12 protein-coding genes and 1 pseudogene are annotated in these 14426 nt (G+C 62.1%); 8 read left to right on the top strand and 5 right to left on the bottom strand.

Translation table 11 applies throughout. The annotated features are described in order from the left end of the window. Window positions 1–327 precede the first annotated feature (327 nt). The 4 genes from AACV02_RS04155 to AACV02_RS04140 all read left to right on the top strand — a co-directional run bounded on the left by AACV02_RS04155 (window position 328) and on the right by AACV02_RS04140 (window position 3674). Complete coding sequence (locus AACV02_RS04155) at window positions 328–1302, top strand: 2-hydroxyacid dehydrogenase (RefSeq protein WP_119735573.1); 975 nt, start codon at window positions 328–330, stop codon at window positions 1300–1302. Window positions 1303–1433: 131 nt separating this feature from the next. Beyond that, window positions 1434–2336 (top strand): chemotaxis protein CheV, encoded by a 903-nt coding sequence (locus AACV02_RS04150; protein ID WP_106579548.1) that lies wholly within the window; start codon window positions 1434–1436, stop codon window positions 2334–2336. Window positions 2337–2339: 3 nt separating this feature from the next. Continuing rightward, window positions 2340–2822 carry a GNAT family N-acetyltransferase gene (locus AACV02_RS04145; RefSeq protein WP_119735572.1) on the top strand — a complete coding sequence of 161 codons (483 nt, stop codon included), beginning with the start codon at window positions 2340–2342 and terminating at the stop codon, window positions 2820–2822. 108 nt (window positions 2823–2930) lie between these two features. Beyond that, on the top strand, window positions 2931–3674 hold the full coding sequence (locus AACV02_RS04140; protein ID WP_119735571.1) for a YkgJ family cysteine cluster protein: 744 nt from the start codon (window positions 2931–2933) through the stop codon (window positions 3672–3674). A 19-nt stretch (window positions 3675–3693) separates the two neighbouring features. On the opposite strand, the gene AACV02_RS04135 is transcribed toward AACV02_RS04140, so the two are convergent. The 5 genes and pseudogenes from AACV02_RS04135 to AACV02_RS04120 all read right to left on the bottom strand — a co-directional run bounded on the left by AACV02_RS04135 (window position 3694) and on the right by AACV02_RS04120 (window position 7889). Further along, on the bottom strand, window positions 3694–4857 hold the full coding sequence (locus AACV02_RS04135; RefSeq protein ID WP_234452617.1) for a transporter substrate-binding domain-containing protein: 1164 nt from the start codon (window positions 4855–4857) through the stop codon (window positions 3694–3696). A gap of 159 nt (window positions 4858–5016) precedes the next feature. Continuing rightward, window positions 5017–6075 carry a methyl-accepting chemotaxis protein gene (locus AACV02_RS04130; RefSeq protein WP_372239716.1) on the bottom strand — a complete coding sequence of 353 codons (1059 nt, stop codon included), beginning with the start codon at window positions 6073–6075 and terminating at the stop codon, window positions 5017–5019. 234 nt (window positions 6076–6309) lie between these two features. Next, window positions 6310–6504: pseudogene (locus AACV02_RS30840) on the bottom strand (PAS domain-containing protein); the annotation flags it as partial. Between the two features lie 194 nt (window positions 6505–6698). Continuing rightward, window positions 6699–7490, bottom strand: coding sequence for a transporter substrate-binding domain-containing protein (locus AACV02_RS04125; RefSeq protein WP_119735569.1), 792 nt, complete (start codon window positions 7488–7490; stop codon window positions 6699–6701). Window positions 7491–7655: 165 nt separating this feature from the next. Then, window positions 7656–7889, bottom strand: coding sequence for a hypothetical protein (locus tag AACV02_RS04120; RefSeq protein ID WP_106579552.1), 234 nt, complete (start codon window positions 7887–7889; stop codon window positions 7656–7658). Between the two features lie 218 nt (window positions 7890–8107). Between AACV02_RS04120 and AACV02_RS04115 the strand changes: the two genes are divergently transcribed. The 4 genes from AACV02_RS04115 to AACV02_RS04100 are packed head-to-tail and all read left to right on the top strand — an operon-like array spanning window position 8108 to window position 14408. Further along, on the top strand, window positions 8108–9274 hold the full coding sequence (locus tag AACV02_RS04115) for an efflux RND transporter periplasmic adaptor subunit (protein WP_106579553.1): 1167 nt from the start codon (window positions 8108–8110) through the stop codon (window positions 9272–9274). Then, window positions 9271–12366, top strand: a complete 3096-nt coding sequence (locus AACV02_RS04110; protein WP_119735568.1) for a multidrug efflux RND transporter permease subunit — start codon at window positions 9271–9273, stop codon at window positions 12364–12366. Before AACV02_RS04115 ends, AACV02_RS04110 begins: the two co-directional genes overlap by 4 nt. A 10-nt stretch (window positions 12367–12376) precedes the next feature. Then, window positions 12377–13054 carry a heavy metal response regulator transcription factor gene (locus AACV02_RS04105; RefSeq protein WP_053254480.1) on the top strand — a complete coding sequence of 226 codons (678 nt, stop codon included), beginning with the start codon at window positions 12377–12379 and terminating at the stop codon, window positions 13052–13054. Then, window positions 13044–14408 carry a heavy metal sensor histidine kinase gene (locus AACV02_RS04100; protein ID WP_119735567.1) on the top strand — a complete coding sequence of 455 codons (1365 nt, stop codon included), beginning with the start codon at window positions 13044–13046 and terminating at the stop codon, window positions 14406–14408. The genes AACV02_RS04105 and AACV02_RS04100 overlap by 11 nt, the downstream gene beginning before the upstream one ends. Window positions 14409–14426: the final 18 nt, after the last annotated feature.

Below are 14426 nucleotides of genomic sequence, written 5' to 3'. Positions count from 1 at the left end.
GGCTTGAATCCGTGGGTAACCCGGCAGGACGCCGGGTTAGCCGTGTTGGGCCATGGATGGCCCGTCGCGGCGGCCCACTGATTCAAGCCGGAGTGAGGGCACACCGAGCCTAAGCGAGGTGCCGAGTGGTGGGGCAAAGACCTTTTGGTTACTTTTGGGGCGTTTGCCAAAAGTGACCCGCTGTAAGAGCGGAACCCTAAGTGGCCGTGACCGCAGCAACGGATATGTACTCAACCGCTCAACCAAACAGCACCAAAAGGCTCCCCCCAATCCCCCAAGAATGTTAGCGTGCTTAGCATTCTTCCGTAGTCGATGAGCCCGCCTGCAATGAAAAAGACCGTCCTCGCCTTCAGCCGTGTCACCCCGGAAATGATCGAACGCCTGCAACAGGATTTCGACGTCATCGCCCCCAACCCCAAGCTGGGCGACATCAACGCTCAATTCAACGAAGCCCTGCCCCACGCCCATGGTTTGATCGGCGTAGGCCGCAAGCTCGGCCGCGCACAGCTCGAAGGCGCAAGCAACCTGGAGGTGGTCTCCAGCGTGTCAGTAGGCTACGACAACTACGACGTGCCCTACTTCAATGAACGCGGAATCATGCTCACCAACACCCCCGACGTACTCACCGAAAGCACCGCCGACCTGGCCTTCGCCCTGCTGATGAGCAGTGCACGCCGCGTGACCGAACTGGACGCCTGGACCAAGGCCGGCCAGTGGAAAGCCAGCGTCGGCGCGCCACTGTTCGGTTGCGATGTACACGGCAAAACCCTCGGTATCGTCGGCATGGGCAACATCGGCGCCGCCGTGGCCCGGCGTGGACGCCTGGGCTTCAATATGCCGATCCTGTACAGCGGCAACAGCCGCAAGACCGCGCTGGAACAGGAATTGGGCGCCCAGTTCCGCAGCCTCGACCAATTGCTGGCCGAGTCGGACTTCGTCTGCCTGGTGGTGCCATTGAGCGACAAGACCCGCCACCTGATCAGCACCCGCGAGTTGGGCCTGATGAAATCCAGCGCGATCCTGATCAATATTTCCCGTGGCCCGGTGGTGGACGAGCCGGCGCTGATCGACGCCCTGCAAACCCGGAAGATTCGCGGTGCCGGCCTGGACGTGTATGAACAGGAGCCGCTGGCCGAGTCACCGCTGTTCCAGCTGAGCAACGCCGTAACCCTGCCGCACATCGGCTCGGCCACCCACGAAACCCGTGAAGCCATGGCCAACCGCGCCCTGGACAACCTGCGCAGCGCATTGCTGGGCCAGCGCCCGCAGGACTTGGTGAACCCACAGGTCTGGAAGGGCTGACACCTCCCCCCGGTGGGAGCGGGCTTGCTCGCTCCCACACACGCCAGCCCTGCATAAATCCGGTTAAAGCCTGGCGCGCCCAAGTCGATAACCCTCTATAGATCGTCATTTCTGATCCACAGAAGGTTTTTATGTCCACCACCAAAGCCCGCGCAGATTCACTCTCGCTTCTGCTCTTTACCTTGCGCAGCGGCAAGCTGATGGCGATCAACCTGCTGAAAGTCAGCGAAATCATCCCCTGCCCGCCGCTGACCAAGCTGCCGGAGTCTCACCCTCACGTCAAAGGCATCGCCACGCTGCGCGGTGCCTCGCTGTCGGTGATCGACCTGAGCCGCGCGCTGGGCGAAATGCCCCTGGAAGACCCCAACGGCGGCTGCCTGATCGTCACTGACGTCAGCCGCTCCAAGCAGGGCTTGCATGTGCAGGCGGTAAGCAAGATTGTGCATTGCCTGACCACCGACATTCGTCCGCCGCCGTATGGCTCCGGTGGCAACCGCTCGTTCATCACCGGGGTCACCCAGGTCGAAGGCGGGCTGGTGCAAGTGCTGGATATCGAAAAGGTCATCCACGGCATTGCCCCGGCACCGGTTGAAGCGGCGCCCACCGACCTGACCATGGAGGAGGCCGAAGTACTCGGCAACGCGCGGATTCTGGTGGTGGACGACAGCCAGGTCGCCCTGCAGCAATCGGTGCACACCCTGCGCAATCTCGGCTTGACCTGCCACACCGCACGCAGCGCCAAGGAAGCCATTGACGTGCTGCTGGAACTGCAAGGCACGGTCGAGCAGATCAACGTGGTGGTCTCGGACATCGAAATGTCCGAAATGGACGGCTACGCCCTCACCCGTACGCTGCGCGAAACCCCGGATTTCCAGGAGCTGTACGTGCTGCTGCACACTTCTTTGGACAGCGCGATGAACAGTGAAAAGGCTCGCCTGGCCGGTGCCGACGCGGTGCTGACCAAGTTCTCTTCGCCCGAACTGACCAAGTGCCTGGTGGTTGCCGCCCAGACTGTGGCGCAAAAGGGCTTGTAACCGGTGACGCAATACTTCCACCTGTTGCGCCGCGACCTGACCGGCAGCCTGCCCGCTCCGCAGTGGCCGGCCGATATTCGGCTGGGTCATTACCGTGATGAACTGGCCCCGGCAATTCATGCGGTGCTGCGCATGACCCAGGAGCAGGGCGGCGGCCGTGTCGCCAGCCTGGCGCAATGGCGCCAGCAGTTTGTCACCGATGCCGAATTCGATCCGACGCTGTGCCTGGTGGTCAGCAACGCCGAGGGCATCCTCGGTGTAGCCCAGTGCTGGACCAGCGCGTTTATTAAGAACCTCTCCGTGCATCCCTGCGCCCAGGGCCAGGGGCTGGGCCGCGCGTTGTTGCTGCACAGCTTTGAGGTGTTCAAGCAACGCGGCGAACCCTACGTCGACCTCAAGGTGCGCGAAAGCAACCTGCGCGCCCGACAACTGTATGAAAGCGCGGGCATGGTTTTTGTGCTGCGCGACCGGGTGCCCGAGGACTGACAGGCACTGGCGCATAACTTGCTTCGCAAGAGGCAGAACAGTGCATAGAGGCAAAAACCCGTCACTGTTCAAGAGTGCCCTCTGACCTTGCCTGGTGACAGATCCTCCATGAACACTCACTTTTCCTGCGTGGGTTGCGGCAAATGCTGCACCGACCATCATGTGCCCCTGACCCTCGAAGAAGCGCGGCAGTGGGCGGCTGACGGCGGTAACGTCATCGTTCTGGTGGAGGGTTTTCTCGCCGATGGCCTGGGCTTGCCCCTGCAACAGCGCGAACACGCCGAGCGCCGTTCGGTGGTGGTGCCCAGCGGCAATACCGAGGCGTTTGTGGCGATCACCTTTGCCGCTTACAACGCCGGGCGCTGCCGGAATCTTGACGAAGACAACCGCTGCAACATCTATGAGCGCCGCCCGCTGGTGTGTCGCATCTATCCGATGGAGATCAATCCGCATATCCCCCTCAACCCTGGCGCCAAGGACTGCCCGCCGCAAGCCTGGGAACAGGGGCCGGCGCTGATCGTCGGCGGCGAATTGATGGACCTGGAATTGGCGCAGTTGATTCAGCGCTCGCGCCAGGCCGACCGCGATGACGTGCAGACCAAAGAGGCCGTGTGCGCCCTGCTGGGCATTTGCACCACCGCGCTCAAGGGCGATGGGTTTACCGCCTACCTGCCGGACATGAACGCCTTTGCCCAGGCGATGGAGTTGGCGATCGATCAGCCGGCCGTCGCCAACGAGTGGGTGTTTCATGTGTCCGGGCTGGATATTGCCGAACAGCTGCTAGATGCCGGCGCCAGGATCGCCACCCAGGTGCCGGCCAACTACGCGTTTATTTCCTTGCGGGCGTCATAGGCCCGCCGCCTGCGAGAGTTTACAGGCTGGCGATACACTCGATTTCGATCCGCGCATTCAACAGCAGTTTGCCGGCGGCAAAGGTGGTTCGGGCAGGAAGCCGGCCTGCGGGGAAATAACTGGCATACACCTCGTTCATTGCCGGGAAATCTTTGACATCGGCAAGAATCACCGTGCATTTGGCTACCCTGTCCATCGCCAAGCCCTTTGTCTTGAGCGTGCCCCGCAAGTTTTCCAGGGCCTGGGCGGTCTCTGCGCGAATGCCTCCGCGCACCAACTTGCCATTTTCATCCAGGCCCAACACGCCCGCGAGATACAGGGTGTGCCCAACCTGCACCACCTCCGAGTAAGGAAACCCACCCTGCGCCGGTGTGTAAATCATCCGGGCCGATGCGGATTCAGCCGCAGCCGGTGCCAGATAAGGCTGGGTAATGGCCGCGTATTTGCCACTGTCCTTCAAACGCTGCAGGGCCTTGTTCAGCGCCGCGGTTAATTGCGGGTCGGTTTTGCGCACCGCAATGGCCGGGCCGCTGCCCAACAACTCGTCATTGATCACTGGCCCTGCGAAGGCAAACGCTTTGCCTTGAGGGGTGTTCAGCAACGCCTGGGTGATTTCAACCGTGTCTTGCAAGGTCGCGTCCAACTCACCGGCCTTCAAAGCCTTGATCAGCTCGGCATTGAGGTTGAATTGACGTACCTGCACCCCTTTGGGCGCCCACCGTGCCAACGCAAACGCGGCTCGACTGGTGCCCGTCAGTACGCCCACGCGTTTGCCCCTGAGCGAATCGGGCGTGGGTAAAAGACTGGAACCTGTGGGCGCGACCAATCGGCTTTCAAGGGCATAGAGCGGATGGGTGAAGTCGACTGTTTCGCGCCGTGGCGGCGTCGCGGTCATCGGCATGATGGCGTCAAAACGCCCGGCCTGGAGCGCCGCAAGGTTGGTTGCATAAGGCTGATCGACCCACACGCAGCGCGCGTTGAGCTCAGCACACAAGGCGTTGCCCAGCTCGATATCCAACCCGACGAGTTCGCCTTGCTCGTTGCGATATTCAAATGGCGGTACATCCGCCTCGACGCCGAAGCGGATTTCGCTCCACGGGTTTACGGGAGGGGGAGCCACCGCGCATCCGCTCCCGGCCAACATCATCAGCGCCAGCGCCAATATTCTTCTTGTCGTAGTCATAGACCTGTCCTGTTCAAAAGTGGTGTGAGACGTCCGTGCTCTATCACTCACGGCCCGAACGCACCCGACGTTCTAACAAGCACTGACTGGTCTTTAACTACGACACGCCTGTTTGTTTCATAGGAGAATTCCCAAATTCAGCCTAGACGCTTTTTAGCCTCAGCGCCGTCGGCCCCAGAACTCCTGCGCAAGCAGACGTAGATCCTCCGCCAGCGCCGCCACGTCACCTGAACTGCACTGGCTCTGCTGCCCGGCGCTGACGGTGGCTTCGCCGGCATTGCGGATGCCGACGATAGTGCGATTGATGTCCTCGCTCACCGCGCTCTGCTCCTCTACCGCCGCGGCAATCTGTTGACTCATCGCGGTGATCTGAGTGACACGCTGGCTGATGCCATCCAGCGCCGCCGCCGCCCGCTGTGCCTGCTCGACACTTGCCTCAACATGCTCGCTGCTGTGTGACATGGCTTGCACCGCATCGCGGGCTCCGCCTTGCAGGGTGCTGATCATGCGCTGGATTTCATTGGTCGATTGCTGGGTGCGCTGCGCCAGGCCGCGCACTTCGTCGGCGACCACGGCAAAACCACGGCCCTGCTCGCCAGCCCGCGCGGCCTCGATGGCCGCATTGAGGGCCAGCAGGTTGGTCTGCTCGGCAATTGTCCGGATGACTTCCAGCACGCCGCTGATTTCACCGCTGTGGCTTTCCAACTGCTGAATCACTTCGGTGGCGCGCGCCAACTCCTGAGATAAACGCAACACCGCATCACGGCTTTCGTCGACGCGCTGATGGCCTTCACGGGTTTCGCTGCCGGCCTGGTCCGCGGCCCGGGAAGCCTGCAGCGCATGGTCGGCAACCTCGGCCACGCTGGCGGCCATCTGATGGATCGCCGCCGCCACCTGATCAGTCTGGGCCTGTTGGCCAAGGCTGCTGGCGTGACTGTTGTGCAGGTGCTTGACCAGGTGCGCAGCATGCCCCGCCAACCGCTGGGACGCATCGCCGATGCGCCCGACCACCGCGCCCACTTGGGCTTCGAGCATTTGCAGGGCGAATTCGATCTGCCCGCACTCATCGCTGCGCCCGGTATAGATCGCCTGGCTCAACGGGTTGTCGGCGATCAATCGCGCGCGTTGATTGAGTTGCGCCAAGGGACGCAGGATCGCTTTGATCCCGATCGCCCCGATCAGACACCCAACCGCCGGCGCCAGCAGTTGCCAGGCCAGCGAATAAGAAGCCAGGCCCCGACTCAACGCCCACGTTACCGCGCAGCTGCCGACCACCCAGGCCGACAACTTGAAGCCCATGCCGAGCGTCGGCAGCCTCTGGCGTTTACCCGCGCGCAGCTGCGCATAAGCGTGTTCTGCCGCCGCCACCGTGCGCGGGTCCGGCTTGGTGCGCACTGACTGATACTCCACCGTCGCCCCTTCGCGGGTGACCGGCGTGGCATAGGCGCTGACCCAATAGTGGTCGCCGTTCTTGCAGCGGTTTTTCACCATGCCCATCCAGGACCGGCCACTTTTGAGGGTCCGCCACATGTGCGCAAACGCCGCAGGCGGCATATCGGGGTGGCGCAACAGGTTATGTGGCGAGCCAAGCAATTCGTCACGGCTATAGCCGCAGACATCGATGAAATCCTGGTTGGCGTAGGTCATCGCGCTGGTCAGGTCGGTGGTTGAGAGGATATTGGCGTCGGGGGCAAAGTCCACATTCCGACCGGTGACCGGCAGATTGATCTTCATGGATAAGCGCGCTCGTAATTATTGGAGGAGTCGGCAGGGCGTCGACTCTAAGCGCACTCAGGGGGCGAACACTGATCCAGCTCATGTTCCGCGCAATTAATTAGCCATCACTGGTCGGAAGGCGGCTCGTTCAGATTGTAGGGCTGCACGATGCGTTGGTATTCACCGCTCTGGCGCAGTTGTTCAAGCGCGCGGTTGAGGTCCTGGCGCAAGGCGGTGTCCGGTTTGCGCACCGCGATGGCCGCGCCATCACCCAGCAGTTCAGCCGACACAACAGGACCCAGGAAGTCGAAATCCTGACCCTGCGCGGTGTCGAGCAGTGCCTTGCGGATTTCCACCGTGCCTTGCAGCGTCGCATCGATATGGCCGGCTACCAGGCTGCGCGTCAATTCGTCATTGAGCCAGAAACTCTTGATGATGACGCCCGCTGGCGCCCACTTGATTCGAGCAAAGGCTTCGCGGTTGCTCCCCAGCAGCACGCCAACCCGCTTGCCCCTGAGCGACTGCAGCGTCGGCATCAGGCCTGAGGCCTTGCGCCCTACCAGCCGAGTGGTGAACGGGTACAGCGTATCCGTGAAATTGACCCATTGGCGCCGCCTGGAGGTAGGCGCCATGCCCATGATCGCATCGAACCGCCGGCCCTCCAGCGCAGGAAAACTCTCCATCAGGACCTGATCAACCCAGGTACAACGCACACTGAGTTGCTGGCACAACGCGTTTCCCAGGTCGATATTGAGCCCCACCAGTTGATCGTGCTGGTTGCGGCTTTGGAACGGCGGGAATTGCGCGGCGACCGCGAAACGGATCTCGCGCCGTGGTTCGTCAGCTGTTGCAGGCGTGCAAAAAACAGCGGCCAGCAGGGATAAGGCAGGCGCAACACAGACACGTATCGAAACCACAAGGTACGTCCTTTTCCGGAAAGTCCAGCGTCACCACGCCCCGGCGCAATCCATCCGGGGCGAAGCAAATGCTGTGCAAGCTTTCAAGAAAGGGTCGTGCACCTGCAATCAGAAACATCAGCGAGTGATGTAAGGCAATGCCGACAAATAGGTGACCGATTACTCTCAGCGTTTACCCATCGAACGGCGAGTGCCCGGCGGCGCCATACCTGGCGACTTGGTATGGCCGTTTTTGGCGCCATTTTTGTACCAAGGCTGGGCAGCATTCTTGGCCCCGGCCAGTTCACCCGGCTTGAACGGAAACTTGAACGCCGGGATCTCGGCTTTTTCAACGCTTTCAGCGCTGGCCGGATCGACGAGGTCGGCCGCTTCAACAGGGGATTGTGTCGGGGAAGTCATGGAAGCTCCGGGCATGCAAAAAATGAGGCGGCGGCCGGCTTGCGGGCCGCGCTGGCGCGCAGTATACCTGCGCGCCCCAGATCTTTAACCACCGCCTGTACGAATGGTCTGACTTTACTGACAGCGCTGTCAGTTAGCAGTCACCGTGCTGACCGGGTTGGCGGGCTATAAAGAAAGCATCTTCATTCTCCCACCCCTTTGCCCCGGCGCCTCACCCCATGCACATTCAACGAAAAACCGCCCTGACCGTGGGTGTCCTCGTGGTAGTGGCGATTGCAGCCTGGGCCGTGACCCGGCCCGCCAAGACCAAACTGGCGGCGCCAAGCGCAATTCCGGTGCGGGTGGTGAGCGTCGTGCAACAGGACATTCCCCGTTTTGTCAGCGGCATCGGCTCGGTGCTGTCGTTGCACAGCGTGGTGATCCGCCCGCAAATCGACGGCATCCTCACCCAATTGCTGGTCAAGGAAGGCCAATTGGTCAAAACCGGCGACCTGCTGGCGACCATCGATGACCGCTCGATCCGCGCGAGCCTCGACCAGGCCAAGGCGCAGCTGGGGGAAAGCCAGGCGCAACTGCAAGTCGCGCTGGTCAACCTCAAGCGCTACAAGGAATTGAGCATCGACGACGGCGTGTCGAAGCAGACCTACGACCAGCAACAAGCCTTGGTCAACCAGCTCAAAGCCACGGCGCAAGGCAACCAGGCCGCCATCGACTCCGCTCAAGTACAGCTTTCCTACACCCAGATTCGCTCTCCGGTTACAGGTCGCGTCGGCATTCGCACGGTGGATGAAGGCAACTTCCTGCGCATGAGTGATACCCAGGGCTTGTTCTCCGTGACGCAGATCGACCCCATTGCGGTGGAGTTCTCACTGCCGCAACAAATGCTGCCGACCCTGCAAGGCCTGATCGCATCGCCGACTCAAGCCAGCGTCGACGCCTACATGGGCGCCGACACCGACGGCCAGACCGGCGACTTGCTCGGTGAAGGCCACTTGAGCCTGATCGACAACCAGATCAGCTCCACCACCGGCACCTTGCGCGCCAAGGCCGAGTTCAAGAATGCATCGCAGCGCCTGTGGCCGGGGCAACTGGTGACCATCAAGATCCAGACCGCCCTCGACAAGAATGCCCTGGTGGTGCCGCCGACCGTGGTGCAGCGCGGCCTGGATTCGCATTTCGTGTACCGGGTCAACGGTGACAAGGTCGAGATTGTGCCCGTGCAAATCGCTTACCAGGACAGCGACGTGAACATCATCAAGGGCGTGCAGGCTGGGGATGTATTGGTCAGCGACGGCCAGTCGCGGCTCAAGGCCGGCGCCCAGGTCGAAGTGCTCAAGGAGCCGCCACAAACCATCCAGACGGTAGACGCCAAGGTGCAGCCATGAGCGGCAGCCGCTCGCCGTCGGCCTGGTGCGTCGACCACCCGGTCGCCACCCTGCTGCTGACCTTCGCCTTGGTACTGCTGGGGTTGATCGCCTTCCCGCGCTTGGCCGTCGCCCCACTGCCGGAAGCGGAATTTCCGACGATCCAGGTCACCGCGCAGTTACCCGGCGCCAGCCCGGACACCATGGCATCGTCGGTGGCCACCCCGCTGGAGGTGCAATTCAGCGCCATCCCCGGCATGACGCAAATGACCTCCAGCAGCGCCTTGGGCTCCAGCCTGCTGACGCTGCAATTCACCCTGAACAAAAGCATCGATACCGCCGCGCAGGAAGTGCAAGCGGCGATCAACACCGCCTCCGGCAAACTGCCCAGCGACATGCCAAGCCTGCCGACCTGGAAGAAGGTCAACCCGGCGGACAGCCCGGTGCTGATCCTCAGCGTCAGTTCCGACAGCATGCCCAGCACCGAGCTGAGCGACTACGTGGAAACCCTGCTGGCTCGTCAGATCAGCCAGATCGACGGCGTCGGCCAGATCAACATCACCGGCCAGCAGCGCCCGGCGATTCGCGTACAGGCTTCGCCCGACAAACTCGCAGCGATTGGCCTGACCCTCGCCGACGTGCGCCTGGCCATTCAGCAATCGAGTTTGAACCTGGCCAAGGGCGCGATTTACGGGGAGAACAGCGTGTCGACCCTGTCGACCAACGACCAGCTGTTTCACCCGGATGAATACGGCCAGTTGATTGTTTCCTACAAGAACGGCGCACCGGTTCAACTGCGTGATATCGCCAAAGTCATCAACGGTTCGGAAAACGCCTACGTACAGGCCTGGTCGGGCGACACGCCCGGCGTGAACCTGGTGATTTCGCGCCAGCCCGGCGCCAACATTGTCGAAACCGTGGACCGCATTCAAGCCGAGCTGCCACGCCTGGAAGGCATGTTGCCGGCCTCGGTGCAGGTCAGCGTCTTGACCGACCGCACCAAGACGATTCGCGCCTCGTTGCATGAAGTGGAAGTGACGTTGCTGATTGCCATCTTGCTGGTGGTGGCGGTGATGGCGCTGTTCCTGCGTCAGTTGTCGGCAACGATGATTGTGTCCAGCGTGCTCGGCGTGTCGCTGATCGCCAGTTTTGCGCTGATGTATGTACTGGGTTTCAGCCTGAACAACCTCACGCTGGTGGCGATCGTCATTGCCGTGGGCTTTGTGGTGGACGACGCCATCGTGGTGGTGGAGAACATTCACCGCCATCTGGAGGCAGGCCTCGATAAACGCGAAGCGGCGATCAAGGGTTCCGGCGAGATTGGCTTTACCGTGGTGTCCATCAGCTTCTCGCTGGTGGCGGCGTTTATTCCGCTGCTGTTCATGGGCGGCGTGGTCGGACGGCTGTTCAAGGAGTTTGCACTGACGGCCACCTCGACCATCCTGATTTCGGTGGTGGTGTCACTGACGCTGGCGCCGACGCTGGCCGCGCTGTTCATGCGCGCGCCAACCCATCACGCCCACGACAAACCCGGCTTCAGCGAACGCCTGCTGGCCGGCTACGCGCGTAACCTGCGCCGCGCGCTGGCTCATCAACGCACGATGGCGGCGATCTTCATGGTGACCCTGGCCCTGGCCGTGGTCGGCTACATCTTTATCCCCAAGGGGTTCTTCCCGGTGCAGGACACCGGTTTCGTGCTCGGCACCAGCGAGGCCGCGGCCGACGTGTCGTACCCGGACATGGTCGCCAAGCACAAAGCCCTGGCCGAGATCGTCAAGGCCGACCCGGCGGTAGAAGCTTTTTCCCACTCGGTGGGCGTGACCGGCAGCAACCAGACCATCGCCAACGGCCGCTTCTGGATCGCCTTGAAAGACCGCGGTGACCGCGATGTGTCCGCCAGCCAGTTCATCGACCGCATCCGCCCGAAACTGGCCAAGGTGCCGGGCATCGTGCTGTACCTGCGCGCCGGCCAGGACATCAACTTAAGCTCCGGCCCGAGCCGCGCCCAGTACCAATACGTGCTCAAGAGCAACGACGGCCCGACGCTGAACACCTGGACCCAGCGCCTGACTGAAAAACTGCGCGCCAACCCGGCCTTTCGCGATCTGTCCAACGACCTGCAACTGGGCGGCAGCATCACCCACATCAGCATCGACCGCCAGGCCGCCGCGCGCTTCGGCCTGACCGCCACCGATGTCGACCAGGCGCTGTATGACGCCTTCGGTCAGCGCCAGATCAACGAGTTCCAGACCGAAATCAACCAGTACCAGGTGGTGCTGGAACTCGACACCCAGCAACGTGGCAAGGCCGAGAGCCTGAACTACTTCTACCTGCGCTCGCCGCTGACCAACGAAATGGTGCCTCTGTCGGCGCTGGCCAAGGTCGACCCGCCCACCGTGGGGCCCTTGTCGATCAGCCATGACGGCATGTTCCCGGCCGCCAACCTGTCGTTCAACCTCGCGCCTGGCGTGGCGTTGGGCGATGCAGTGATCATGCTTAACCAGGCCAAGAATGAAATCGGCATGCCGTCCACCATGATCGGCACATTCCAGGGCGCGGCCCAGGCGTTCCAGAGTTCGCTGGCCAGCCAGCCCTGGCTGATCCTCGCGGCGCTGGTGGCGGTCTACATTATTCTGGGTGTGCTGTACGAGAGTTTCGTGCACCCGCTGACGATCATCTCGACGTTGCCTTCGGCAGGCTTGGGCGCGCTGATCATGCTGTGGCTGCTGGGCCAGGACTTTTCGATCATGGCCCTGATCGGCCTGGTGTTGCTGATCGGCATCGTCAAGAAAAACGGCATCCTGATGATCGACTTTGCCCTGGACGCCCAGCGCGTGCGCGGGCTGGCGCCCGAGGAGGCGATTTATGAAGCCTGTGTCACGCGGTTCCGGCCGATCATCATGACCACCCTCGCCGCCCTGCTCGGCGCGGTGCCGCTGATGCTCGGCTCTGGCCCGGGCGCGGAGTTGCGCCAACCGCTGGGGATTGCGGTGGTCGGCGGCTTGCTGGTGAGCCAGGCGCTGACGCTGTTCACCACGCCGGTCATATACTTGTACCTTGAGAAGTTTTTCCACAGGCCCAAACCAGCGCTGGCGCTGGCGACCACACACTAAAGGCGGGGTCATGCGCGTCCTGATTATTGAAGATGAAGAAAAAACCGCGGACTACTTGCACCGCGGCCTGACGGAACAGGGCTACACCGTCGATGTGGCGCGTGAAGGCGTCGAGGGCTTGCACCTGGCGCTGGAAAACGATTACGCGGTGATCGTGCTCGACGTGATGCTGCCCGGCCTCGACGGCTTCGGCGTGTTGCGCGCGCTGCGAGCGCGCAAGCAAACGCCAGTGATCATGCTCACCGCCCGCGAGCGCGTGGAAGACCGCATTCGCGGCTTGCGCGAAGGCGCCGACGACTATTTGGGCAAACCGTTTTCGTTCCTCGAACTGGTGGCGCGCCTGCAAGCGCTGACCCGTCGCAGCGGCGGGCATGAGCCGGTACAGGTCACCGTCGCTGACCTGTGGATCGATTTGATCAGCCGCAAGGCCAGTCGTAACGGCCTGCGCCTGGACTTGACCGCCAAGGAGTTCTCCCTGCTCAGCGTGTTGGCACGGCGCCAGGGTGAAATCCTCTCGAAAACGGCGATTGCCGAGATGGTCTGGGACATCAACTTTGACAGCGACGCCAACGTCGTCGAAGTCGCAATCAAGCGCCTGCGCGCCAAGCTCGACGGGCCGTTCGAGCACAAATTGCTGCACACCATTCGTGGCATGGGGTATGTGCTGGAGAACCGCAGTGTCGGCTAACTCCATCGCCCTGCGCCTGAGCGGTATGTTCACGCTGGTGGCGCTGCTGATCTTCGTGTTGATTGGCGGCGCGCTGTACCAGCAAGTGGACCGCGGCCTTGGGTTGTTGCCGGGCGCCGAGCTGGATGCGCGCTACAGCGTGCTCGAATCCTCGGTGAACCGCTTTGGCACACCGGACCACTGGGCGAAAATCACCGCCAAACTGAAATTGCTCGGTGAGGAAGACAAGCGCATCCGCTTCTGGGTGGTGAGCAGCGATCCGAACTATGAATACGGCAACCCGGATGCACAGATCCGCGCGTTCGCCGCAGGGCCGACCGGTAAGCGCGACTTGCGCCTGCCGGGGCGCGAGTACCCGTTCAAGGTGTTGGTGAGCCAATTCGCGGCGAAAGAACAGCGCCCGCCGCTGCGCTTTATGATCGCCATCGACACGGAAAACTTCCGCGCGACTCAGCATCAGTTGCTGGTGGCGCTGATCGGCCTGGCGTTTGTCGGCGTGGTGCTGGCGGCGCTGTTGGGGTTCTGGGTGTCACGCATCGGCCTCAAGCCGTTGGGCAAGCTCTCGGATGAAGCGCAGAAGCTTGCGCCGCCCAAGCTCTCGGGGCGCTTGCAACTGTCGCCGTTGCCGCCGGAGTTGAGCCAGTTCGTCAACTCGTTCAACTCCACGCTGGATCGGGTGGAACAGGCTTATTCACGCCTGGAATCGTTTAATGCCGATGTGGCCCATGAGCTGCGTTCGCCGCTGACCAACCTGATTGGCCAGACGCAGGTGGCGCTGACGCGCGGGCGTTCGGCTGAGCATTATTTCGAGGTGCTGCAATCCAATCTTGAAGAGTTGGAGCGGTTGCGCTCGATCATCAATGACATGCTGTTCCTGGCCAGTGCAGACCAGGGCAGCAAGGCCACCAAGCTGATCGAAAGCTCGCTGGCGGATGAGGTGGCGACCACGCTCGACTACCTGGATTTCATCCTCGAAGACGCCCAGGTTCAAGTGCGGGTGCGTGGCGATGCGTTGGTGCAGATCGAGAAAGCTCACTTGCGTCGTGCGTTGATTAATCTGCTCAGTAATGCGGTGCAGCACACCGCGGCGGGGCAGGTTATCGAGGTGAATATTGAGGTGCAGGAGCATCAGGTGGCGATTGGGGTGACCAACCCTGGGGATGAGATTGCCAGGGAGCATTTGCCACGGCTGTTCGAGCGGTTTTATCGGGTGGATGCGTCGCGCAGCAACAGCGGGGCGAATCACGGGCTGGGGTTGGCGATTGTGAAGGCGATCGCTTTGATGCACGGCGGGGATGTGTTTGTGCGCAGTGAGGGTGGGGGGAATACGTTTGGCATTACCCTGCCGGTGTAGGGGATGGTTTGCTGGGGG

The organism is Pseudomonas sp. Larv2_ips (assembly GCF_963879675.1).
Taxonomy (GTDB): Bacteria; Pseudomonadota; Gammaproteobacteria; order Pseudomonadales; family Pseudomonadaceae; genus Aquipseudomonas.
Note: the sequence above shows the minus strand (reverse complement) of the source record. Positions and strands in the feature narration are given on the sequence as shown.

What these genes read in the sequence shown, in the direction of transcription:
- AACV02_RS04155 (WP_119735573.1), top strand. Translation starts at nt 328, where the DNA reads ATGAAAAAGACCGTCCTCGCCTTCAGCCGTGTCACCCCGGAAATGATC.
- AACV02_RS04150 (WP_106579548.1), top strand. Translation starts at nt 1,434, where the DNA reads ATGTCCACCACCAAAGCCCGCGCAGATTCACTCTCGCTTCTGCTCTTT.
- AACV02_RS04140 (WP_119735571.1), top strand. Translation starts at nt 2,931, where the DNA reads ATGAACACTCACTTTTCCTGCGTGGGTTGCGGCAAATGCTGCACCGAC.
- AACV02_RS04135 (WP_234452617.1), bottom strand. Translation starts at nt 4,857, where the DNA reads ATGACTACGACAAGAAGAATATTGGCGCTGGCGCTGATGATGTTGGCC.
- AACV02_RS04120 (WP_106579552.1), bottom strand. Translation starts at nt 7,889, where the DNA reads ATGACTTCCCCGACACAATCCCCTGTTGAAGCGGCCGACCTCGTCGAT.
- AACV02_RS04115 (WP_106579553.1), top strand. Translation starts at nt 8,108, where the DNA reads ATGCACATTCAACGAAAAACCGCCCTGACCGTGGGTGTCCTCGTGGTA.
- AACV02_RS04110 (WP_119735568.1), top strand. Translation starts at nt 9,271, where the DNA reads ATGAGCGGCAGCCGCTCGCCGTCGGCCTGGTGCGTCGACCACCCGGTC.
- AACV02_RS04105 (WP_053254480.1), top strand. Translation starts at nt 12,377, where the DNA reads ATGCGCGTCCTGATTATTGAAGATGAAGAAAAAACCGCGGACTACTTG.